The organism is Amycolatopsis sp. cmx-8-4, assembly GCF_046548675.1.
Classification (GTDB): Bacteria; Actinomycetota; Actinomycetes; order Mycobacteriales; family Pseudonocardiaceae; genus Amycolatopsis.
In genome coordinates this window covers 369428-391971 of the sequence record NZ_JAEBDZ010000002.1, presented here as the reverse complement: position 1 = coordinate 391971, position 22544 = coordinate 369428, and the positions used below count along the sequence as shown (strand labels likewise).

General features: G+C 73.1%; 11 protein-coding genes (1 of these 11 cut by a window edge). All 11 read left to right on the top strand.

The features are described from left to right. Positions 1-646 precede the first annotated feature (646 nt). A complete protein-coding gene (locus tag ACLJQZ_RS04590; RefSeq protein ID WP_410618770.1) occupies positions 647-3688 on the top strand; it encodes a BTAD domain-containing putative transcriptional regulator in 3042 nt (1013 codons plus the stop codon). 195 nt (positions 3689-3883) lie between these two features. Continuing rightward, positions 3884-4984, top strand: coding sequence for a hypothetical protein (locus ACLJQZ_RS04585; protein WP_410618768.1), 1101 nt, complete (start codon positions 3884-3886; stop codon positions 4982-4984). A 475-nt stretch (positions 4985-5459) separates the two neighbouring features. After that, positions 5460-7052, top strand: a complete 1593-nt coding sequence (locus ACLJQZ_RS04580) for an acyl-CoA carboxylase subunit beta (RefSeq protein ID WP_410618767.1) — start codon at positions 5460-5462, stop codon at positions 7050-7052. Then, positions 7049-7255 (top strand): acyl-CoA carboxylase epsilon subunit, encoded by a 207-nt coding sequence (locus tag ACLJQZ_RS04575; RefSeq protein ID WP_410618765.1) that lies wholly within the window; start codon positions 7049-7051, stop codon positions 7253-7255. Before ACLJQZ_RS04580 ends, ACLJQZ_RS04575 begins: the two co-directional genes overlap by 4 nt. A gap of 28 nt (positions 7256-7283) precedes the next feature. Further along, the gene (locus ACLJQZ_RS04570) at positions 7284-8060 is read left to right on the top strand and encodes an AfsR/SARP family transcriptional regulator (RefSeq protein ID WP_410618763.1); all 777 of its coding nucleotides are present in this window, start codon (positions 7284-7286) and stop codon (positions 8058-8060) included. Further along, entirely contained in the window at positions 8057-8716 is a 660-nt protein-coding gene (locus ACLJQZ_RS04565; RefSeq protein WP_410618762.1) for a nitroreductase family protein, read from the top strand. The genes ACLJQZ_RS04570 and ACLJQZ_RS04565 overlap by 4 nt, the downstream gene beginning before the upstream one ends. Positions 8717-8749: 33 nt before the next feature. After that, complete coding sequence (locus tag ACLJQZ_RS04560; protein ID WP_410618761.1) at positions 8750-10315, top strand: alpha/beta fold hydrolase; 1566 nt, start codon at positions 8750-8752, stop codon at positions 10313-10315. Further along, complete coding sequence (locus tag ACLJQZ_RS04555) at positions 10308-10574, top strand: acyl carrier protein (RefSeq protein ID WP_410618760.1); 267 nt, start codon at positions 10308-10310, stop codon at positions 10572-10574. Before ACLJQZ_RS04560 ends, ACLJQZ_RS04555 begins: the two co-directional genes overlap by 8 nt. Positions 10575-10579: 5 nt before the next feature. After that, complete coding sequence (gene asnB / locus ACLJQZ_RS04550) at positions 10580-12550, top strand: asparagine synthase (glutamine-hydrolyzing) (RefSeq protein WP_410618759.1); 1971 nt, start codon at positions 10580-10582, stop codon at positions 12548-12550. Positions 12551-12574: 24 nt separating this feature from the next. Next, complete coding sequence (locus ACLJQZ_RS04545; protein WP_410618758.1) at positions 12575-21565, top strand: SDR family NAD(P)-dependent oxidoreductase; 8991 nt, start codon at positions 12575-12577, stop codon at positions 21563-21565. Further along, positions 21562-22544: the 5' end (the start) of an SDR family NAD(P)-dependent oxidoreductase gene (locus ACLJQZ_RS04540; protein WP_410618757.1), read on the top strand. 21580 nt of this gene lie beyond the right edge of the window; 983 of the gene's 22563 nt are visible here — the first part of the coding sequence; its start codon is at positions 21562-21564; its stop codon lies beyond the right edge, outside the window. Before ACLJQZ_RS04545 ends, ACLJQZ_RS04540 begins: the two co-directional genes overlap by 4 nt.

Genomic DNA, 22544 nt, shown 5'->3' with positions numbered 1-22544 from the left:
CCGCGGAGAGGGATGAACCGATCAAGCGGGCCGAGCGGGACATGGTCGATCTTGTCGCCGCCGCGGCGGTCGAGCTGAGCCCGATATTCGCTTCACGGTGCTGGGTCCGAGGCTGTGGCAGGGAAACCGAAAGCCGCTTGAACCTGCCGATTTCCTGTCGAAGCCGCGCACGGACATCCGCGGTGGGAAACACGATCCGCGTTGTCCGGTTCGGACAGTTCGGCGGCGACCATACCCACGACGGTTGCGCAACCCGCCACCCGTGTGGTGAGCGTGAAGGTGCTGCCGGGCCGGGGAAGCGATGCCTGCGAACGGCGTCTTGACCGTGCGGCCGACCGGCGGGCGTGCTCGCGCGGGTTGCCCGTCAGTCTCGTCTTCACTGCCCCCTTTTTCGCGATTCCCTGTGGGAAGATGATCCACAAGGGGAGTCGGAGTCTCGGGTTTTGCGCAGGACCGGCGTGCGAGAATGCGGGTACGTTCGTCCGGGTACGAGAACTGCGGCTTGACGGGAGCGGCCTCTTTTCTCACCCGGAGCCGATGTCGCGGCGATGGGGATTCGCGCGTGGGCGCACCACAAGCCCGTCCGCGGCCGCTCGGGGTGACCGGATGGGAGAGGTGGCTGCGTGGCGACAGGTGTCGACTTCTGATGGGCGGCTCGCCTTCGTGCCAGGAGCCGGATCTGCGCATCAACGTCCTGGGCTCGCTGGAGTGCTGGTCCGGCACGCGCCGGATCCACCTCGGCGGGGCCGTCCAGGAGCGTGTGATGGTCGCCCTGCTGCTCGAATCCGGGCAGGTGCTCAGCATTTCCCAGCTGGTCGACTCGGTCTGGGACGACGACCCGCCCGCCACCGCGACGCACCAGGTGCGCAAGGCCGTCGCCCGGCTGCGCCAGGTCATCCCGGCCGGCGGCGAGATCATCGTGACCGAGGGCCCGGGATACCGCGCCGTCCTGCCCGCGGAGCAGGTCGACCTGAACGTCTTCCTGAACCTGCTGGAGAAGGCCCGGCGGGCGTCGTCGGACCGCAATTGGGACGAAGCCGCCACGCACCTGCAGGGCGCGCTCGCGCTGCGGCGCGGGTCCGTGCTCGCCGGCAGCGGCGGGCCCGCGATCAAGGCCGCGGACGTCGCGCTGCAGGAACGGTACCTGGACGCCGTCGAGCAGCTGACCGACCTGCGCCTCTCGCGCGGTGAGTCCCGGGAGCTGGTCAGCGAGCTGCGGGAGCACGTCGCGGCCCACCCGCTGCGGGAGAAGCTGCGGGCCCAGCTGATGCTCGCTCTGTACCGCTCGGGCCGGCAGGCGGACGCACTGGAGGAGTACCGGAAGGTCGGCGCGCTGCTGTCGGAGGAGCTGGGGATCTACCCGGGCAGCGACCTGTCGGACCTGTACGAACGCCTGCTGCGCAACGATCCCGCCCTCGAACCACCCCGGGAAGCGCCCGAGCCCGCGCGAGCCGCGGAGCCGCCGGCCGCCGTTGTCGCCCGGACGCTGCCCTACGACCTCGCGGACTTCACCGGCCGCAAGCCCGAGCTGGACGACCTGCTGAGCCGGCTCGACGCGCCCGCCGACCGCGGGCCGCGGATCGTCGCGATCGACGGCATGGGCGGCGTCGGGAAGACGTCGCTGGCCGTGCGCGCCGCGCACCTGCTCGCCGAGCGCTACCCGGACGGGCAGCTGTACGTCAACCTGCGCGGGTACACCTCCGGTGGCCGGCCGCTGTCGCCCCGCAACGCCGCCGAGGCCCTGCTGGGCATGCTCGGCGTGGAGGCCGACCAGCTGCCCGACGACGCCGAGGCGCGGATCAGGCTCTGGCGCACGATGACCGCGGAGAGCCGGCTGATCGTCCTGCTGGACAACGCTTTCGACGTCGCCCAGGTCTGGCCGCTGCTGCCGCTCGGCCCCGGCTCGCTCGTGCTCGTCACGAGCCGGACGCGGCTGATCGACCTGGACGGCGCGCACTGGCTCTCGCTCGGCACGATGACGACCGAGGACGGCGTCGCGATGGCCGCCCGGGTGCTGGGCACCCGGCGCGTGGAAGCCGAGGCCGACGCGGCGGCCGAGCTCGTCGCGCTGTGCGGGCACCTGCCGCTGGCGATGCGGATCGCGCTGAGCAGGCTCGGCAACCGCCCGCGGTGGCCGATCGGCTACCTCGTGGACCGGATGAGCGACGAGTCGCGCCGCCTGGACGAGCTCAAGTCCGGCGAGCGCGGGGTGGACCTCACGTTGCGGATCTCCTACGAAGGGCTCGGGCCGCGCCACCGCACCGCGTTCCGCATGCTGGGGATGCACCCCGGGCGTGACATCGACGTCTATTCGTCCGCGGCGCTGCTGGGCCTGTCCCCCCACACCGCGGAGGCCGTGCTCGAGGTGCTGCTGGACGCGCACATGCTGCAGCAGCACGAGATCGGCTACTACACCTTCCACGACCTGGTGCGCAGCTTCGTCAACCAGCTCGACCAGGTCGAGTGCGCGGGCACCGACGCCGGCCAGGTCGCGGCCGGCCACGAGCGGCTGCTCGACTACTTCGTCGACGTCACCGACCACGTCTGCGACCTGCTGTTCCCCGGTCGCGCGCGGTTGCCGGCCGGTACCGGGGAAAGCGATCCCGCGCTGCCGCACCTGCCGACCCGCGAAGCGGCGCGCAAGTGGCTCGACCGGGAGCAGGCGACCCTGCGGGAAGCCGTCGCGCTCGCGCACGACCGGGGGTTCGACCGGCACGTCGCCCGGCTCGCCCGCAACGTCGTCTTCCAGCTGGACGCGGACGGGCTGTTCGCGGAGTTCGTCGAGATGGCGCAGGTGTCCGTGGTCTCCTCGCGCCGGCTCGGCGACGCCGAACTGCTGCGGCTGAGCCTGTCGAACTCCGCGGTGGCGAACTGGAAGCTCGGCAAGTTCGCCGAAGGGATCGAAGCGGCGTCGGAGGCGCTGGCCATCGCGTCGGACCTGGGCGACCGGCGTGGCGTCGCGAAGGACACCGGCATGCTCGGCCTGCTGCTGTGCACCTGCGGCCGGTTCGACGAGGCGCTCCCGCTGCTGCAGGAGTCCATCCGGATCAAGCGGGAGCTCGGCGCCGGCCGGGCCGAGGCGGAGTCGCTGGTCAACCTCAGTTCCCTGTACGAACAGTGGGGCCGCTACGCCGAAGCGGTCGACACGGCGAAGCGGGCCTTGACGCTGAACCGTGAGCTCGGGGCCCGGGAGAACGAGCTCGTCGCGCTCATCGACCTGTCGCTCGCCCACCTCGGGACGGGCGCGGTCGAGGAGGCCGACGAGCAGCTGCGGGTCGCTCGCGAGCTGGGCGAGGACTTCGGCGCGCCCGGCGACGTCGCACTGGTGTACGCGCTGTCGGCCCTGGCCGGGTACCGGCTCGGCCGGATCGAGGAGGCCCGGCGGTTCGCCGACCTCGGGCCGGCGCACCAGAAGGCGCACTGGACGCCGATCCGGCGGGTCGTCATCGACAACCTGATCGGCCGCCTGCGCCGGCTCGAAGGCGACTACGCCGAGGCGCTCGTGCTGCACGAGCGCGCCCACGCGCTGGCCGCCGGGATCGGCTACCGGATCGAAGAGGCCCGCGCGCTGGTCGGCCTGTCCGACGTGCACGCCGCGCGAGGCGCCGCGGACCAGGCCACGGACTGCCTCGAGCGGGCCGGCGAGATCTTCCGGACCGCCGGGGTCCCGCCCAGAGCCCGCTCCTGACGTCCGCGCGCCGGCGGGAACGAATCGGTATCCGGCGCGGGCAGTGTGGCAGGAGCTATATCCATGTCACGAGGTGTCGTGGCCGCGGGACGACTTCGGCGGACCGCAGGTCATCGAAGTGCGGGGAGTCGCGATGAGACGGCGGTGGGTGGACGGTCAGGTCGGTGCTCCGGGCCGTGACGAGGACGTGGGGCCATGAGCCCGGCCTCGCGGTTGCTGCTCTGCTTCCCCTCGCTCGCGTTCGCGCGGAAGGCCGTGCGCAGCGGTCTCGACGTCCGGCTCGTCGTCGACGTCGGCCAGCGCGCCCTGTTCGCCCCCTTCGCCGCCGACCGGCTGACGCTGGTGGACGCGCGGGACGAGACCGCCGTGGCCGGCGCCGTCGCCCAGGTCGTCCTGCGGTGCGGCATCAGCCACGTGCTGGACGGCGACGGCTTCCCGGCCACCCGCGTGTGCCCCGAGTTCGCCGAGGCCGCGCACGTCCTGGCCGACGACCGCCGGCTGGAAGCGGTGCTCGCGCCGAGCCGGCACCCGATGCTGCGGACCCGGGTGGTCGCCACCGCGGACGACGTGCCCGGGGCGGTCGCGGAGACCGGCCTGCCCGCGGTGCTCCGCTCGGGCGACGAGGAGACCGTGGTGCGGTCCGGGGCGGCGGCGGCCGAGTGGGCGCGCCGCCACGAGCACCACCCCGGGCCGTTCGCCGCGGAGGAGTTCGTGCCCGGGCCCGAGGTCCTGGTGACGACGTTGACGCACGACGGCATGCACCGCGTCGTGGGCGTCACCGCGCAGCGGGCCGTGGCGAACGGCGTGCGGTACCTGTTCCCGGCGACGGTGAGCCAAGCCGAGGCGAGGGAGGTCCGGGCGACCGTCACGGCCGTGCTGGACCTGGTCGGTTACGAGTTCGGGCCCGCCGAGACGTCGGTCGTGCTGTCCGGGCGCGGCCCGCGGATCGTGCGCGCGCGCCCGGGCTTCGGGACCCGCGGGATCGCCCGGCTGATCGAGGTGACGACCGGGTTCGACGTGCAGACCGAGCTGTGCCGCGCGCTGGCCGGGGTGCCGGTCCGCCCGCCGGCGCCGAGGTGGTTCGCCGGCGCGGAGTTCCTCCGCCCGCCGGGCGCCGGAGTGCGCGTGCTGGCCGAGGGGGCGACGCCCGAGATCGTCGAAGAGCGTCTCGACGCGGCTCGCCGTCGCGAGCTGAACTGCGGCGATACCGCCGTTCCCGCCCGCTATGTCCGGAATACCGGGGCGGGGGAGGCGAGCGGTATCGAGGACGGACGGAATCGGGAACCGGAACTGTGATCGTCATTCTTGTCGATGGCTCGTGAACGGCTTGTGGATGACAAGAAGGAGTGGTGACCATGCGGAACGGATCGGATGACGTGACGTCGGGGGACAAGAAGGCACGGGGGGCCCGGACGGTTCTCCTGGCGCTCGCCTTCGTTGCGGCGGGCTTCGGCGTGAGCCAAGCACACCCGGGAAGTGCGCCCGCTGCGCACTCCGCGGCCGACGCGGCGGTGGCGGCCGGTGGCGGGTCCGGCGAGGGGCCGAACCGCTAGGTCCGGGTGACCTCGCGCGCCGGCGGACAACCGGCCGCGCGCAGAACAATTCCGAATTTCCCATTTTCCGAATTGCCGGTGCAGGTGAGCTGTGTCCGGTGCGGGTGTTTCTTCCGGTCGAGGAGAACGACGGTGGACGACCAAGTGACCGCGATGCGGTGCTCGCGAACGGGTGCAGTCCCGACGGGTCGGGAAAGCGTTTTCCCGGGGGCCCGCCGATGACGACGATCGACGAACCCACGACACCTCCGGCCGCCGTCCGTGACCTGCGTACCCTGGTCGGCGAGCTGAACACCGCCCGGCGGCGCGCCGAGGACGGCCCGTCCCCGGACGCGACCCGCGTCCAGCGCGCCAAGGGCAAGCTGACCGTGCGGGACCGGCTGGCGCTGCTGTTCGACGCCGGCTCGTTCCACGAGATCGAGCGGTTCCGGCACCACCGCTCGTCCGGGTTCGGGCTCGAGCACCGCCGCCCCGCGACCGACGGCGTGGTCACCGGCTGGGGCACGGTGTTCGGCCGCACGGTCTTCGCCTACGCCCACGACTTCCGGATCTTCGGCGGCTCGCTGGGTGAGGCGCACGCGGCGAAGATCCAGAAGCTGATGGACATGGCCGGCGCGGCGGGCGCCCCGCTGGTCTCGCTGTCCGACGGCGCCGGCGCCCGCATCCAGGAAGGCGTCACGGCGCTGGCCGGGTACGGCGGGATCTTCGAGCGCAACGTCCGGTTCTCCGGGGTGATCCCGCAGATCAGCGTGATGCTCGGCCCGTGCGCGGGCGGCGCGACCTACTCGCCGGCGTTGACGGACTTCGTGTTCATGGTGCGCGGCATCGCGCAGATGTACATCACCGGCCCGGACGTCGTGCGCTCGGTGACCGGCGAGGAGATCACCCACGAGCAGCTCGGCGGGGCCACGGTGCACGCGACCGTGTCCGGCGCCAGCGGGTTCGTCCACGACACCGAAGAAGAGTGCCTCGAAGACGTCCGTTACCTGATCTCGTTGCTGCCGGCCAACAACCGCGAGCTGGCACCGTCGGTCGAGCCGTCCGACGCGCCCGACCGGCGCTGCGAGCGGCTGCTGGACCTCGTGCCCGCCGACGTCGCGCAGGCCTACGACATGCGCGCGGTCGTCGAAGAGGTCGTGGACGACGGCGAGCTGTTCGAGGTGCACGCGTCCTGGGCGCGCAACGTGATCTGCGGCCTGGCCCGGCTGGACGGGCACGTGGTCGGCGTCGTCGCCAACCAGCCCGCGGTGCTGGCCGGGGTGCTGGACATCCCGGCGTCGGAGAAGGCCGCGCGGTTCGTGCAGATGTGCGACGCCTTCAGCATCCCGCTCGTCACCTTGGTCGACGTGCCGGGGTTCCTGCCCGGCAGCGACCAGGAGCACGGCGGCATCATCCGGCACGGCGCGAAGCTGCTCTACGCCTACTGCAACGCCTCGGTGCCCCGCGTGCAGGTCGTCCTGCGCAAGGCGTACGGCGGGGCCTACATCGTGATGGACTCGCGCTCGATCGGCTGTGACCTGTCCTTCGCCTGGCCCACCAACGAGATCGCGGTGATGGGCGCCGAAGGTGCGGCGAACGTGGTGTTCCGCAAGGAGATCAACGCGGCCCTGGACCCGGACGCGGTGCGGGCCAAGCTGATCGAGGAGTACCGGACGAACCTGATGCACGGCTACTACGCGGCCGAGCGGGGGCTCGTCGACGACGTGATCGACCCGGCCGACACCCGGCGGATCCTGATCGACGCGCTGGGGACGCTGCGCTCGAAACACGCGCGGCTGCCGCAGCGCAAGCACGGGAACCCGCCGACGTGACCCCGCCCGTGGTGGTCACGCGGGGCGCGCCCGACGACGCGGAACTGGCGGCCCTGGTCGCGGTGCTCACGGCGCTGCGCCGGGAACCGCCGCCGCCCCCGGTGCGGGCCGCCGTGCCCTGGGGACCCGACGACCGCGCCTACCGGCCGCCGGGCATGTGGAGCTCGGGACGAGCACCCCGCCGCCCCGTTTCGCGCCGGTAGCCCGGCCGAGGAGACCGAGGAGATTCCCATGCTGGAACTCAGCTTGCTCGGACCCCTGCGCGTGGAAAGCCCGCGCGGGGAGGTCCGCACGACGTCCACCAAGATCAGGCAGGTCCTCGCCCTGCTGGCGCTGGAGAGCCCGAGCGCCGTCGGCATCGACCGCATCATCCACGAGCTCTGGCCGCTGCGGCCGCCGAAGTCGGCCGTGGGGACCATCCAGACCTACGTCTACCACCTGCGCAAGCAGCTGGCCGAGCACATCGGCTGCGGCACCAAGGTCCTCGCCACGGTCACCAACGGCTACCTGCTGGCCCTCGACCCCGGGTCCATCGACGCCCGCCGCTTCGAGCAGGTCGTCCGGGACGGCCGCGCGGTGCTGGACGCCGGCCGCGCCGCCGAGGCGTCGCGCAAGATGGACGAGGCCCTCGCCATGTGGCACGGGGCCGCGCTCGCCGACGTGCGGCAGGGACCGTCGCTGGACGCCGAGGCCGTCCGGCTGGAGGGCCTGCGCGAAGCCGCGCTGGAGCTGCGGGTCCAGGCCGACCTCGAGCAGGAGCACCTGCCCGAGGTGATCCCGGAGCTGCAGGCCCTGATCCGCCGCTACCCGCTGCGCGAGCGCTTCCACCACCAGCTCGTCTCCGCGCTCAACCGGGCCGGCCGCCGCGCCGACGCGCTCAGCGCGTACCGGCACACCTGCCGCGTGCTGAACGAGGAGCTCGGGCTCGACCCGTCGGACGAGCTGCGCCGGTTGCACCAGATCGTGCTGACCGGCGAGACCCGCACCCCCGCGCTGGAGGGCCGATGACCACGGCGACCGTCGACACCGCGAGCGTCGACCACGTCCTGAGCACCACCCGCGCGGTCCGCCGCAAGCTCGACCTCGACCGGCCGGTCGAGCCGGCCGTGCTGGAGACCTGCCTGCGGCTCAGCACCTACGCGCCGTCGCCCGGCAACCAGCAGTCCTGGCGCTGGCTGGTCGTCCGGGACGCCGGCCGGCGCGCGCGGCTGGGCGGGCTGTTCCGCGACGTCGGCCGCGACTACCTGGCGGGGGTCCGCGCCCAGCTCGGCGCGGCGGCCGCGGTGCCGGCCGTGCGCCGGATGGTCGGCTCGGTGCAGCACCTGATCGACGTGATCGACCGGGTCCCGGTGTTCGTCGTGCCGTGCGTGCAGGGCGAGCGGCCGTCGGGGCACGTCGAGGCGACGTCGTTCTACGGCGGGATCTACCCCGCGGTGTGGAGCTTCCAGCTCGCGCTGCGCTCACGCGGCCTCGGCACCGTGCTGACGACGTTGCACCTGCGGCGCGAAGCCGAAGCCGCGGAGATCCTCGGCCTGCCGGCGGACGTCACCCAGGTCGGCCTGCTGCCCGTCGCGTACACGACCACCACGGACTTCCGGCGGCCGGCCCGTCAGCCCCTGGAGTCGGTCGCGTTCCTCGACACCTGGGGCAACCCCCTCTCCTGAGCCCTGTCCTGATCCGAGCAGGAGGACGCAGTCATGCCGGTCGCCCACCGCACGAGCGTCGCGCTCTTCCCCGGCCAGGGAACCCAGGCCAAGGGGATGGGAGCGGGCTTGTTCGACCGCTATCCCGAGGAAGCCGCCCTGGCCGGCGACGTCCTCGGTTACGACATCGCCCGGCTGTGCCTCGACGACCCCGACGGCCGCCTCGACGACACCCGCTACACCCAGCCCGCGCTCTACGTCGTCAACGCACTGTCCTATTGGGACAGTGTGGACCGCGGCGAGCCGGCGGCCGACGTCCTGCTCGGCCACAGCCTCGGCGAGTACAACGCCCTGCTCGCCGCGGGCGCGTTCGACTTCGAGACGGGCCTGAAGCTCGTCGCCCAGCGGGCGGCGCTGATGGCCACCGAACGCGACGGCGCGATGCTGGCCGTCGTCGGGCCGTCCGAGGCGGACCTCGCCGAGGTGCTCGTGTCGGAAAATCTGTCCACATTGGACGTCGCGAACCGCAACACCCCGGCGCAGAACGTCCTGTCCGGACCGGCGGCGGACATCGACCGGGCGCGGGAAACGCTGTCCGGGCGCGGGTTCCGGGTGGCGGCGCTGCGCGTCTCGGCCGCGTTCCACTCGCGGTACATGCGTGCGGCCCGGGACGAGTTCGCCGCCTTCCTGCGCGGGTTCCGGTTCGCGCCGCTGGCCAAGACGGTGATCGCCAACGTGACCGCGCGCCCGTACCGCGACGGCGACGTCGCCCGGACGCTCAGCGACCAGATCGCCGGGACCGTGCGCTGGGCGGACAGCGTCCACTCGGTGCTGCGCCGGCTTCCGGCCGGGAACTTCCGCGAAATCGGCGGGGAAGGAGTGCTGACCCGGATGGTCCGGCAGATCGACACACCCGTCGCGGCGCCGGAGAAACCGCGCCGCGTGTTCACCGTGGCCTACGCCGGGGGCGACGAAAACGCCTACCGCGCGCTGGCCGAGCACACCCGGGACCTGGACGTCGTGGCGCTCGAACGGCCGGGCCGCGGCCGGCGGGTGGCGCAGCCGCTGCTGGCCGACGCCGACGCCGTCGTCGCCGACCTGATGGACCAGCTGCGGGACCACGTCGGCGAGCCGTACGCGATCTACGGCCACAGCCTCGGCGCGCGGCTGGCGTTCCGGCTGTGCCGGCGGCTGCGGGCCGAGGGCCTGCCCGCGCCGGTGCGGCTCGTCGTGTCGGGGGAGTGCGGGCCGGCGGTGCCGAGCCGCGAACGCGACACCTGGCGCCTCACCGGCGACGCGTTCTGGGCGCACCTCGACGAGCTCGGCGGCGTGCCCGCGCAGCTGCGGCGGTTCGAGGACCTGATGGCGCACTACGAGCGCGTGCTGCGCGCGGACTTCACCGTCCTCGGCCGGTACGTCCACGACGACGAGCCGCCGCTGGACGTCCCGATCACCGTGGTCACCGGCGACCGCGAGCCGTTCAGCGACGCCGAGATCGGTGCGTGGCAGCGCGAAACCACCGAGCCGCTGGAGCGCCGCCGGCTGCCCGGCGACCACTTCTTCATCCGCGAGCACTGGGCCGAACTGGCCGATCTGATCGAGGGAGCACCCCATGCCTGACGCGACGTTGACCGCCGAGCTGCAGAGCTACCTGGAGGACGAGGCGCTGTTCCGGTTCGGCGACGAGATCACCGAGGACACCGATCTCTTCAAGGCCGGGGTGCTCGACTCGTTCGGCTACATCTCGCTGATGAACCACGTCCACGAGCGCTACGGCGTCGAACTGGGCGAGGACATGCTCGACTCCGTGCTCGTGTCGCTGCGCGCGATCGTCGAGTTCGTCGAGGCGAGCGCCGTCCCGAGCGCGGACGGCCGGTAACCGGCATGTGCGGAATCGCTGGTGTCTACGGCGGCGAGCGCCCGCCCGGGGACGACCGTGACCTGATCGCGGGCCTGCTCCGCCAGATCGAGCACCGCGGCCCGGACGAGGCCGGCTGCTACCTCGGCGACCGGCTCGTGATGGGCACGGTCCGGCTGAGCATCATCGACCTCGCGAGCGGCTCCCAGCCCGTCGGCAGCGCCGACGGCCGCTGGTGGCTCTGCTACAACGGCGAGCTCTACAACTACCGCGAACTGCGCCGCGAGCTGCAGCGGCTCGGCGCGCGGTTCCGCACCGACTCCGACACCGAGGTCGTGCTGCAGGCCTGGCTGACCTGGGGCCGCGACTGCCTGTCGCGCTTCAACGGCGCCTTCGCCTTCGCTGTCTACGACTCCGTGGCCGACGAACTCACCCTGGTGCGTGACCGCTACGGCAAGCGGCCGTTGTTCGTGGCGCGCCACGAAGGCGCGTGGCTGTTCGCCTCCGAGATGAAGGCGTTCCTGGCCTACCCCGGGTTCCGGTTCTCCTTCGACCCCGAGCACCTCGCGTCGATCTTCGCCACGTGGACGCCGCTGCCCGCGCAAAGCGGCTACCGCGACATCGAGCAGGTGCCGATGGGGGAGTACCTGTGCCTGCGCGACGAACACGTCGAACGCGGCCGCTGGGCCACCCTCGACCTGGAACCCGGGCCGGCACCGGAGTCCGAAGAGGACGCGATCGAGCTGGTCCGCGCCGAGCTGGCGGCCGCCGTCGACGTCCGGCTGCGCAGCGACGTCGAGGTCGGCGTCTACGTCTCGGGCGGGCTCGACTCCTCGATCATCGCGCACCTCGCCGCGGGCCGGCAGGCCGCGCCGCTGCGGACGTTCTCCCTGGAGTTCGAGGACGCCGTCGTCGACGAGTCGGCCGAGCAGGCCGCGCTCACCGGCGAGCTGGGCACCCGCCACCACGCCGTGCGCGTCCGCGACGAGGACGTCGTCCAGGCGTTCCCGGCCGCGGTGAAGCACGCCGAGGTGCCCGCGTTCCGCACCGCGTTCGTCCCGATGTACCTGCTGGCCGAGCAGGTGCAGGCGGCCGGGATCAAGGTGGTGCTCAGCGGCGAGGGCGCCGACGAGGCGTTCCTCGGCTACGGCATCTTCAAGGACGCGCTGCTGCTGGACGCGTGGCACGACCTCGACGAGCAGACCCGGCTCGAGCGGATCGCGCGGATCTACCCGTACCTGCCGCACTTTTCCGGCGAAGGCGCGCCGAAGCGGATGCTGGGGCTGTACCGGCAGTTCACCGAGGAACGCCTGCCCGGCCTGTTCTCCCACCAGATGCGCTTCCAGAACGGGCGCTTCGCCGCGCGGCTGCTGCGTGACGCGAGCGCGCCGTTCGACGCGGCCCAAAAGCTGGTCGCCGACGAGCCGGGCTACGCCGATCTCGGCGCGGTGCAGAAGGCGCAGTGGCTGGAGTTCCGCACCCTGCTGGCGGGCTACCTGCTCTCCACCCAGGGCGACCGGATGACGCTCGGGCACGGCGTCGAGAACCGCTGCCCGTTCCTCGACCCGGCGGTCGTGCGGCTGGCCGCGTCGGTCAACCACCGCTTCGGCGACCCGTTCGACGAGAAGTACCTCCTCAAGCGCGCCTACGCGGACGTGCTGCCGGAACGGGTCGTCGCCAAGGGCAAGTTCCCCTACCGCGCCACCGACAGCGCCGCGTTCGTGCGCGCCTGGCCGGACTACCGCGACACCCTGACCGACCAGGCCACGCTCGACGCGATCGGCGTCCTCGACACGCGGTTCGCCCGCGCGCTCGTCGACCGGGTCTTCGACGGCCCCGCCGAACGCGTCGGGACCAAGGAGAACCAGGCGTTCACCCTGCTGGCGTCGCTGTTCTGGCTGCACCACTGGTTCGTCCGCGGACAGGCCCTGGAGCGCGGGCCGCTGCGCACCGGACTGCGCGTGGTCGACCGCCGGACCAGCGTTCTGCCGGCCTGACCGGCACGGAAGACGAGGAATCCCATGGCATACAGCACGGACATCGCCGTCGTCGGCCAGGCGCTGCGCCTGCCGGGCGCCCGCACGAGCGACGAGTTCTGGGCGAACCTCGCGGAAGGGCGCTCGCTGATCAGCGAGGTGCCCGAACAGCGCTGGCGCGCCGCCGACCACGCGGGCGACCCGCGCCGCGACGGCGACAAGACCAGCAGCGTCTGGGGCGGGTTCATCACCGACGCCGAGTGCTTCGACGCGGACTTCTTCCAGGTGTCGCCGCGCGAGGCCCGGCTGATGGACCCGCAGCAGCGGATGGCCCTGGAGCTGAGCTGGCACGCCGTCGAGGACGCCGGCTACCGCGCCGACCGGCTCGCCGGCTCGCGCACCGGCGTCTTCATGGGCGTGTGCCACTGGGACTACGCCGAGCTGATCGAGCAGGAGCTCGACACGATCGACGCCTACTACCCGACCGGCGCGGCGTACGCGGTGATCGCCAACCGCGTCTCGCACCACTTCGACTTCCGCGGCCCGAGCGTCGTCAACGACACGGCCTGCGCGAGTTCGCTGGTGTCGGTGCAGCAGGCGGTGCAGGCGCTGACGTCGGGCGACTGCGACCAGGCGCTCGCCGGCGGGGTCAACCTGATCTGGTCACCGCGGCACTTCATCGCGTTCAGCAAGGCGGGCATGCTCTCCCCGGCCGGCCGGTCCAAGGCGTTCGACGCCGGTGCGAACGGCTACGTGCGCGGCGAGGGCGGCGGCGTCCTGCTGCTGAAGCGTGCCGAGGACGCGCTGCGCGACGGCGACGCGGTGCACGCGATCATCAAGGGCGTCGGCACCAACCACGGCGGCCGCACCAGCTCGCTGACGGTGACCAACCCGGACGCGCAGGCCCAGCTGATCGCCGACACCTACCGCCGCGCCGGGATCGAGCCGGCGTCGGTGAGCTACGTCGAGGCGCACGGCACGGGCACCCCCGTCGGTGACCCGATCGAGGTCCGCGGCCTGAAGAAAGCGTTTGCGGAACTGGGGGACACGAGTTCCGACCAGCACTGCGGCATCGGTTCGGTCAAGACGAACATCGGGCACCTCGAAGGCGCCGCGGGCGTCGCCGGGATCCTCAAGGTGATCGCCGCGATGCGGCACCGGGCCCTGCCCGCGACGGTCGGCTTCGAGCGGCTGAACCCCTTGATCACGCTGACGGGCAGCCCGTTCCACGTCGTCGACGAGCTGTCGGAGTGGACGGCGCCCGACGGTTCGCCGCTGCGGGCGGGCGTCAGTTCGTTCGGCTTCGCCGGCACCAATGCGCACGCGCTGCTGGAGTCTCCGCCGCCTGTCGAGCCGGCCCCTCTGTCCGAAGAGGACGAATGGCTCCCGGTGTCGGCGATGGACGACGAACGGCTGCGCGAGACGTGCGCCGGACTCGCGGTGTGGGCCCGGACCCGGCTGGCGTCGGGTGACGTCACCGCGGTCGCCGACATCGCCCACACCCTCCGGCACGGCCGGGTGCCGATGCCCGCCCGGGTGGTGTTCCGCGCTCGCGACCTCGAAACCTGGGCCGGGCAGCTGGAGAGCGTCGTGGCGGGGTCCGTGCCGGACGACTGCGTTCTCGGCGGCTCGGCCGCGGAGCTGACCGGCGGTCTCGACGAGTCCGACGTGACCGAGCTGGCGGCGGCTTGGCTCGCGCAGGGCCGGCTGGAGAAGTTCGCCCGCGCCTGGGCGCACGGCCTGCCGGTCGACTGGTCGGCGTGGCCCGCGACCGGCCGCCGGGTGCACCTGCCGGGGTACGCCTTCGCGCGCACGCCGTTCTGGTTCCGGCCCTTGGAGGCAGGCCACCCGTCGCTGGGCGGGAGCGTCGAGGAGGACGGCGGGTGGACGTACCCGCTGACGTTCCACGCCGGTCAGGACGTCATCCGCGACCACGTGGTCAACGGCGTGCCGGTGGTGCCGGGCGTGGCCGTCCTCGGGCTGGTGCTGGCGGCCTCGCCGGTCGAGGTCCCCAGCGTGCGCAACGTGGGCTGGATCCGCCCGCTGGTGGTGACGGGCGCGCGCCTGGACGTCCGGCTGCGGCTGGTGCCTGCCGGCGACGGCTTCGACTTCGCGGTGCTCGACGAGGCGGGGGAGCGGTACGTCTCCGGCCGCCTCGTCCCGGGGACTCCCGGCGGCGCTCCGGCCGGTGACCTGGCCGCCCGGTTCCCCTCGGACCTGGGCGTCGACGGCGGTTACGCGGCGTTGCGCGCGAGCGGCGTCGAGCACGGACCGGCGTTGCGCGGTCTCGAGTCGGTGTCCGGTGGCGCCGATGGCGTCCTGGCCCGGATCCGGGTGCCCGCCCAGGCGGCGTCGGGCTGGTTGCTGCACCCGGTGGTGCTGGACAGCGCCCTGCAGGCGGCCCTGGCCCTGGGGTCTTCGGACTGGCGCACCCCGGCGGCGGCGAGTGTGCCGTTCGCCTTGACGGAGCTGACCCTGCTCGGGCCGGTCGGTCGCACCACGCAGGCGGTCCTGCGCGGCACCGAGTCCAAAGTGGACGTGGACGTGTACAACGAGGACGGCCTGCAGTGCGCCCGCTTGCGCGGCTACACGCCCCGCCCTCTGGCCGGCTCGACGGCCCCCGCGGTCGCCGATGCCGCCTCGGCCACCGAAGGCGACCTCATCGAAGTGCGACAGGTGTGGCAGCCCGCGCCGGCGAACGAGACCGGCCGGACAGGTCCGCTCGTCGTGCTCGACGCGGTGCTCGCCGTCAGCGGAGCCGCCGCGCGGCGACTGGATGCGGAGATCCTCCCGCTGGCCGGCAGCACCACGCGGAACCAGGCCGAGGCCGCGCAAGCGGCGTTCGGCTCCTGCTACCAGCACCTCCGCGACCTCCTGGACCGGCCCGGCAGCGCCACCCGGACCGTGCTCGTCATCGCCCCCGGTGCGCCTGAGGACCCGGTGTACGCCCCGCTCGGCGCGGTCCTGAAGTCTTTGCACAAGGAGAACCCCGCCATCCGCGGCAAGCTCGTCCTCGTCGACGGGCCCGCCGACGCCGCGCGGTTCGAGACGATCGTCCGCACCGAAGCCGCCACCCCCGACATCGAGGTCGCTTACGACCGGACCGGCCGGCGGCTCGTGCGGCAAACCGTCGAGCTGGCCGCCACCACCGGCGAGTCGCTGCTGCGCGACCAAGGTGTCTACTGGATCACCGGCGGCGCGGGCGGCGTCGGAACACTGCTCGCCGATCACCTGCGCGAGCGCTACCACGCGACCGTCGTGCTCAGCGGCCGCCGCGCGCGGCCCGAACTGCCGGACTACCAGCAGGTCGACGTCACCGACGCCGCCGACGTGCGCCGGGCCGCCACGGCCGTGAAGACCGAGCACGGCCGGATCGACGGCGTCTTCCACGCCGCCGGCGTCCTCGCCGACGGCTACCTCGTCGCGACGTCGCTCGAAGCCACCACGCCCGTGCTGGCGCCCAAGCTCGCCGGGACCGCGCACCTCGACGCCGTGTGCCGCGAGCACGGCGCCGGCTTCCTGGCCCTCTTCGGCTCGGTCGCCGGCGCCTTCGGCAGCGCGGCCCAGACGGCCTACGGGGCCGCGAACGCCTTCCTCGACGCCTTCGCCGCCCGAGCCGACGCCAGCCAGGCCGACGGCTACGCGGTCCGCGTCGTCGACTGGCCGCTGTGGGCCGAGGGCGGCATGAGCGTCGACAAAGCGACCGAGGCGTACCTGCGGAAGACGACCGGCACCGTCCCGCTGCCGACGGCCGCCGGGCTGGCCGCGCTGGACCGCGCGCTGCGGGTCGACGCCCCGCCGCAGCGCGCCGTCCTCTACGGCGAAGCCGGCAAGCTCCGCCGCTACGCGGGCCTGACCCGCGACGAGCGTCCGGCCTTCCGGAAGAAGACCGCCGAAATCGACGACCGCACCCTGACCGCGAAGACCGAAGACCACCTCCGCCGGCTCTTCGCCGAGCTGACCGGCCAAGAACCGGACCACATCCGGGCCGACCAGAAGCTGGAGCGCTACGGCATCGACTCGCTCATCGTCGTCGACGTCACCAGCCGCCTGGAAGACGACTTCGGCTCGCTGCCCAAGACGCTCTTCTTCGAGTACGTCGACCTCCGCGGCGTCGCCGGCTACCTGATCGGCGAGCACCGCGACCGCCTCCAGGAAATGTTCGGCACCCCGGAGACCGCGGAGCCGGAAACCCCGGTGGTCGTCGAAACGTCCGAGGCGCCGGCTCCCGTGCGCGTCGTCGAACGGCCGAGGGAGGACACCCACGACATCGCCGTGATCGGCATGGCCGGCCGCTACCCGGGCGCCGACACCCTGGCCGAGTTCTGGGACCTGCTCAGCGAAGGACGCCACAGCTTCGAGCCCGTCCCCGCCGGCCGCTGGCGCCACAGTGACCTCTACTTCGACGAGCGCGACGTCCCCGGCAAGACCGTCGTCAAGGCCGGGACGTTCCTGCGCGACATCGACGCCTTCGACCCCCGTTACTTCTCGATCTCCCAGCGCCAGGCCGAACTGCTGTCCCCGGAAGTCCGGCTGCTGCTGCAGTCCGGCGTCACCGCGCTGGAGGACGCCGGTTACTCCCGCGAGACGATCCAGCGCCGCTACCAGGGTGACGTCGGGGTGCTCGTCGGCTCGATGAACAACAGCTACTCGCTCTACGGCTTCGAAAACATGCTCACCCGCGGTACCGCCACCAGCGGCAGCGAGCTCGGCGTCTTCGCCAACATGCTGTCCTACTTCTACGGCTTCACCGGCCCGTCGATGTTCCTGGACACCATGTGCGCGTCGTCGTCGACCTGCGTGCACCAGGCCGTGCGGATGCTGCGCGCGGGCGACTGCCGGATGGCCGTCGTCGGCGGCGTCAACCTGATGCTGCACCCCTACGACCTGATCGCGACGTCGCAGGCGCACTTCACCAGCAAGTCCGCCGACCTCCTGCGCAGCTACGGCATCGGCACCGACGGCACCGTCCTCGGCGAGGGCGTCGGCATGGTCGTGCTCAAGCCGCTGCCGGACGCGGTCACCGACGGCGACCACGTCTACGGCGTCATCCGCGGCAGCGGCATGACCAACGCGGGCGTCCGCAACGGCTTCACCGTGCCCAGCCCCACCCAGCAGGGCCGCGCCATCGAGAAGGCCCTGGACGACGCGGGTGTCGACGCCCGCACGATCAGCTACCTCGAAGGCCACGGCTCGGCGACGTCGCTGGGCGACCCGATCGAGATCCGCGGCGCGACGAGCGCGTTCCGCCGCGACACCGCCGACCGCGGGTTCTGCGCGCTGGGCTCGGTCAAGTCGAACGTCGCGCACCTGCTGTCCGGCTCGGGCATCGCCGGCCTGACGAAGGTGCTGCTGCAGCTGAAGCACCGCACGATCGTCGAGTCGCTGCACTCGGAGACGCTCAGCCCGGCGATCGACTTCGACGACACGCCGTTCGTCGTCCAGCGCGAGCGCGCCGAGTGGTCGCGCCCGGTCCTGAACGGCCGGCCGGTGCCGCGCCGCGCGGGGGTCACGTCGATCGGCGCCGGCGGTGCGAACGTGCACCTCGTCGTCGAGGAACACGACGGTGTGGCCACGGTGCAGGACACGGGGCAGCCTCGGCTGCTCGTGTTCTCCGCGACCACCCCGCAGGCCCTGGGCCGGGTGCTCCGCGACGCGCACGCCTACGTCCGCGCCGAGCGCCCCGGCCTGGACGCGCTCGCGTTCACGCTGCAGACGGGCAAGAACGAGCTGCCGTGCCGCCTCGCGTTCGTCGCCGAGGACGCGGAGACCCGGCTCGCCGAACTGTCCGAAGTGGACTGGACCGGCACCGTGCCCGCCGGCCTCTGGTTCACCCCCAGCACGATGGCCGTGTCCGAGACCCCGGACCCGGACGTCGTGACGCGCGCCCTCGCCGACGCCGACCTGCCGGTGCTCGCCGCGGCCTGGGTCGCCGGGGCGGACGTCGACTGGGACGTCCTTTGGCCCGCGCGCCCGGCCAAGCTGTCGCTGCCCGGCTACCCGTTCGACAAGGTGCGCTGCTGGTACCCGGCCTTCGACGACGCGCCGAGCGTGCTGAACCCCCTCGCCTTCGCGCGGCGGGAGCACCCGTGGGTCGGGGTGAACCGGTCCGATCTGACCGGCATCCGCTACCGGCTGGCGCTGCGCGGCGACGAACTCCTCGACTACACGTACTCGGTCCGGCGCGACCGCCGCTACGCCACCGTCGCGCTGCTGGACGGCGTGCTCGCCTTCGCCGAGGTGGCCGGTCTCGACGGCGAGTGGGCGATCCGGGACGCCCGCTGGGGCGAAGTGCCCGCGCCGTCGGCCGAGGAGCAGCTCGACTGGCGGCTGGGCGCCGGACACCGCGCGGAACTCCGTAGTCCGGCGGGCGCGCTGGTGTTCAGCGCCGACCTCGTCCCCGCTGCCGAGGTCGGCGAATCCGCGGTGACCGCGCCACTTTCGCTTGACCAGGAAGGCTTCTACGCGCGGCTCGCCGAACTCGGCGTCGACCCTCGGCCGTACGCGAAGGCGGTCGAGGGCGTCGCCGAGATCGACGGCAAGCTCCTTGTCCGGGTCACGGCACCCGAGACCTGCCAGGACCCGGGGAAGCGGCGGGTCCGGATCCCGGCCTGGGTGTTCGCCGGGCTCGTCCAGGGTGTGCAGCACCTGTCCGCCGACGCCGACGTCACCATCCGGCGCCTCGGCTCGCTGACCGGCCGGGACCTCGACCGCACCCGCGCGGTGCTGCTGGAGCGCACCGGGGACGCCGTCTTCGACGTCCGCCTGCTCGACGAGACCGGCCGCGGGCTGGGCCGCCTCACCGGCGCCGACTTCGGCACCGGCCCGGACGACGCCCCGGCCGCCGGGCAGCCGGGCCTGACCGGCACGGTCCGGGACACCGTCGCCGAGCTGCTCAAGGCGGACCCGGCCGAGATCGACCTCGACACGCACTTCCCGGCCTTCGGCTTCGAATCGATCACGCTCGCCGCGCTGGCCACGGAGCTGGGCGGCCGGCTCGGGATCGACCTGCGCCCGTCGGTGTTCTTCGAGTTCCCCAACATCCGCGGCCTCGTCGAGGCGCTGGCCGAGCAGGTCGGGGAACCGGCGGAGTTCACGGCCGCCGCCCCCGCCACGACAGCCACCCCCGCTGCCTCGCCTGCCTCGCCTTCAGCGGCCGAGCCTGGTGATGCCGTCGCGATCATCGGCATCGCCGGCCGCTTCCCCGGCGCCGACGACCCCGACGCCTTCTGGGACCGGCTGCGAGCCGGCACCGACCTGGTCTCGCGCTACCCGGGTGACCGCTTCGACAACGGCTACGCCGAGGTCGTCGCGGCCGCGGACTTCCCGAAGTTCGCCGGCCTCCTCGACGGCGTCGACCGGTTCGACGCGGACTTCTTCGCCGTCTCGCGGCTGGAAGCCGAGCTGATGGACCCGCAGCAGCGGCTGGCCTTGGAAACCGTCTGGACCGCGCTCGAAGACGGCGGCTACCCGCCGGTCCGGCTCCCGGGCAGCACCGGCGTCTTCCTCGGTGTCTCCGGCCACGACTACCACCACCTGCTCAACGCCGGCGGTGTCGCACCCGAGGGCTACACCGCCACCGGCAACTCGCACGCCGTGCTCGCCAACCGCGTCTCGTTCCTGCTCGACGTCCACGGCCCGAGCGAGCCGATCGACACCGCCTGCTCCAGCTCGCTCGTCGCCGTGCACCGCGCGGTGGAGAACCTGCGGTCCGGGCGCTGCGAGATGGCCATCGCGGGTGGCGTGAACCTCCTACTGAGCGTGGACACGTTCGCCGCTACGCAGACCGCCGGGATGCTCAGCCCCGACGGCCGCTGCAAGTCCTTCTCGGCCGATGCCGACGGCTACGTCCGGTCCGAAGGCGCCGCGGCGGTGGTGCTGAAGCCGCTGTCCGCCGCGCTCCGCGACGGCGACGTCGTCCACGGCGTGATCCTCGGCAGCGCGGAGAACCACGGCGGTCGCGCCGCGTCGCTCACCGCGCCGAACGCCGCCGCGCAGGCCGACGTCGTCCAGGCGGCCATGCGGGGCATCGACCCGGACAGCGTCGGCTACGTCGAAGCGCACGGCACCGGCACCGCGCTGGGCGACCCCGTCGAGGTCGACGCGCTCGCCAGGGCCTACCGGAACCTCGGTGCGTCGCCCGGCCGGACCCGCGCGCTGGGCTCGGTGAAGGCGAACATGGGCCACGCGGAGGCGGCGGCCGGCCTGGCGGGCCTGCTGAAGGTGCTGCAGCAGCTGCGGCATCGTGAGCTGCTGCCGGTGCTGCACTGCGCCGAGCTGAACCCGCACCTCGCGCTCGACGGTTTCGAGGTGGTGCGCGAGCTGCGCCGCTGGGAGCCCGTCACCGACGCCGCCGGGCGGGAACTGCCGTTGCGCGCCGGGGTCAGCAGCTTCGGCTTCGGCGGCGTCAACGCGCACGTCGTCGTGGAAGCCCCGCCGGCGCGTCCCGAGCCGGCTCCGGCTGCCGGTCCGCAGGCGATCGTGGTGTCCGCCCGGGACGCCGACCGGTTGCGGGAGCGCGTGATCGCGTTGCGCGACTTCGTTGCCGGCCACGAGCCTTCCCTGGCGGACCTGGCCTTCACACTGCAGGTGGGCCGGGAGGAGATGGAACACCGGCTGGGCTTCGCCGCCTCGAGCGTCGCAGACGTCGTCGCCGGGCTCGACGCCTTCCTCGCCGGACGGCCCGGGCCGCACACCGGCAGCCTGCGCCGGGCCCGCGGGGCCGCGGTGCGCCGCGACCGCACGCCGGACCCGGAAGTCACGGGAGCCGGCCTCGACCGCGTCACGGCGTTGTGGTGCGAAGGCCGGACGGTCGTCTGGGCGGACCTGCACCCGGCCGGACGGCGGATCCTGCGGCTGCCCACCTACCCGTTCGCGCGTGAGCGCTACTGGGTGCCCGGTGCGCCGGAACGGCCCGGACCGCGCGCCACTTTCGACGTCGACGCGCGCGCCGCGTTGCTGGAAGCCGTGCTGGCCGACCAGGAGAGCCCCGATGTGCTCGATGCCCCGCGTCTCGTGAAGGGAGCGAACTCATGACCCTGCGCGTGCCCACCTGGCGCCGCGAACCGGCCGGCCCGACCGCGCTGCCCGCCGGCGCACGACGGCTCGTCATGACGTGCGACCTGCCCGTTCGGCTTCCGGGTGTGTCGATCGCCGCCGTGGAGAGCGACGGCGACAGCCCGGCCGTCGCCTACGAGCGGGCCGCGATCCGGCTGTACGGCGAGCTGAAACGGCTGCTGTCCACAGGGGACGGACGACCGTGCGTCGTCCAGGTCGCCTGCCGTGCGGGTTCGGTGTTCCCGGGCCTGATCGGCTTGCTGCGCACCGCCGTCCAGGAGGATCCGGCGCTGCGCGTGCAGCTGGTCGAGTTCACGGACGAGCCGGCGGACCTGAGCGCCTTGGCCGGTCCGGGGGAGCACGTGCGGGTCACCTCCGAAGGGCGCTTCGTCGCGGACTGGGAGCCCGTCGCGCCGGGTGCCGGACGCGCCTGGAAGCCCGGCGGGGTCTACCTGATGACCGGCGGCGCGGGCGGAATCGGCCGGCTGCTCGCCGCGGACCTCCCGCCGGACGCCGTCCTGGTCCGATGTGGACGGTCGCCGGCCGGGCCGGGGGAGTACCGCAGCGCGGACGTCACGGACGCGGCCGCGGTGCGCGCGGTCGTCGAGGACGTCGTGCGGACGTACGGGCGGCTCGACGGCGTCGTCCACGCGGCGGGCGTCCTGCGTGACGGCTACCTGATCCAGGGCTCCTACCAGGACTTCCAGGCGGTGCTGGCGCCGAAGGTCGCGGGCCTGGTCGCCCTGGACGAGGCGACCCGCGACCTGCCGCTGGACTTCTTCGCGGCGTTCTCCGCGGCGGCCGGCACGCTCGGCAACGCCGGCCAGGCCGGCTACGCCGCGGCCAACGGCTTCCTCGACGCCTACCTGGCGCGGCGCACCGGGCCCGGCGTCGGCGTGTCGCTGGGCTGGCCGCTGTGGCGCGACGGCGGAATGCGCGTGCCGGAAGAGGAACTGCC

What these genes read in the sequence shown, in the direction of transcription:
- ACLJQZ_RS04580 (WP_410618767.1), top strand. Translation starts at nt 5,460, where the DNA reads ATGACGACGATCGACGAACCCACGACACCTCCGGCCGCCGTCCGTGAC.
- asnB (WP_410618759.1), top strand. Translation starts at nt 10,580, where the DNA reads ATGTGCGGAATCGCTGGTGTCTACGGCGGCGAGCGCCCGCCCGGGGAC.
- ACLJQZ_RS04560 (WP_410618761.1), top strand. Translation starts at nt 8,750, where the DNA reads ATGCCGGTCGCCCACCGCACGAGCGTCGCGCTCTTCCCCGGCCAGGGA.
- ACLJQZ_RS04555 (WP_410618760.1), top strand. Translation starts at nt 10,308, where the DNA reads ATGCCTGACGCGACGTTGACCGCCGAGCTGCAGAGCTACCTGGAGGAC.
- ACLJQZ_RS04545 (WP_410618758.1), top strand. Translation starts at nt 12,575, where the DNA reads ATGGCATACAGCACGGACATCGCCGTCGTCGGCCAGGCGCTGCGCCTG.
- ACLJQZ_RS04585 (WP_410618768.1), top strand. Translation starts at nt 3,884, where the DNA reads ATGAGCCCGGCCTCGCGGTTGCTGCTCTGCTTCCCCTCGCTCGCGTTC.
- ACLJQZ_RS04565 (WP_410618762.1), top strand. Translation starts at nt 8,057, where the DNA reads ATGACCACGGCGACCGTCGACACCGCGAGCGTCGACCACGTCCTGAGC.
- ACLJQZ_RS04570 (WP_410618763.1), top strand. Translation starts at nt 7,284, where the DNA reads ATGCTGGAACTCAGCTTGCTCGGACCCCTGCGCGTGGAAAGCCCGCGC.
- ACLJQZ_RS04590 (WP_410618770.1), top strand. Translation starts at nt 647, where the DNA reads ATGGGCGGCTCGCCTTCGTGCCAGGAGCCGGATCTGCGCATCAACGTC.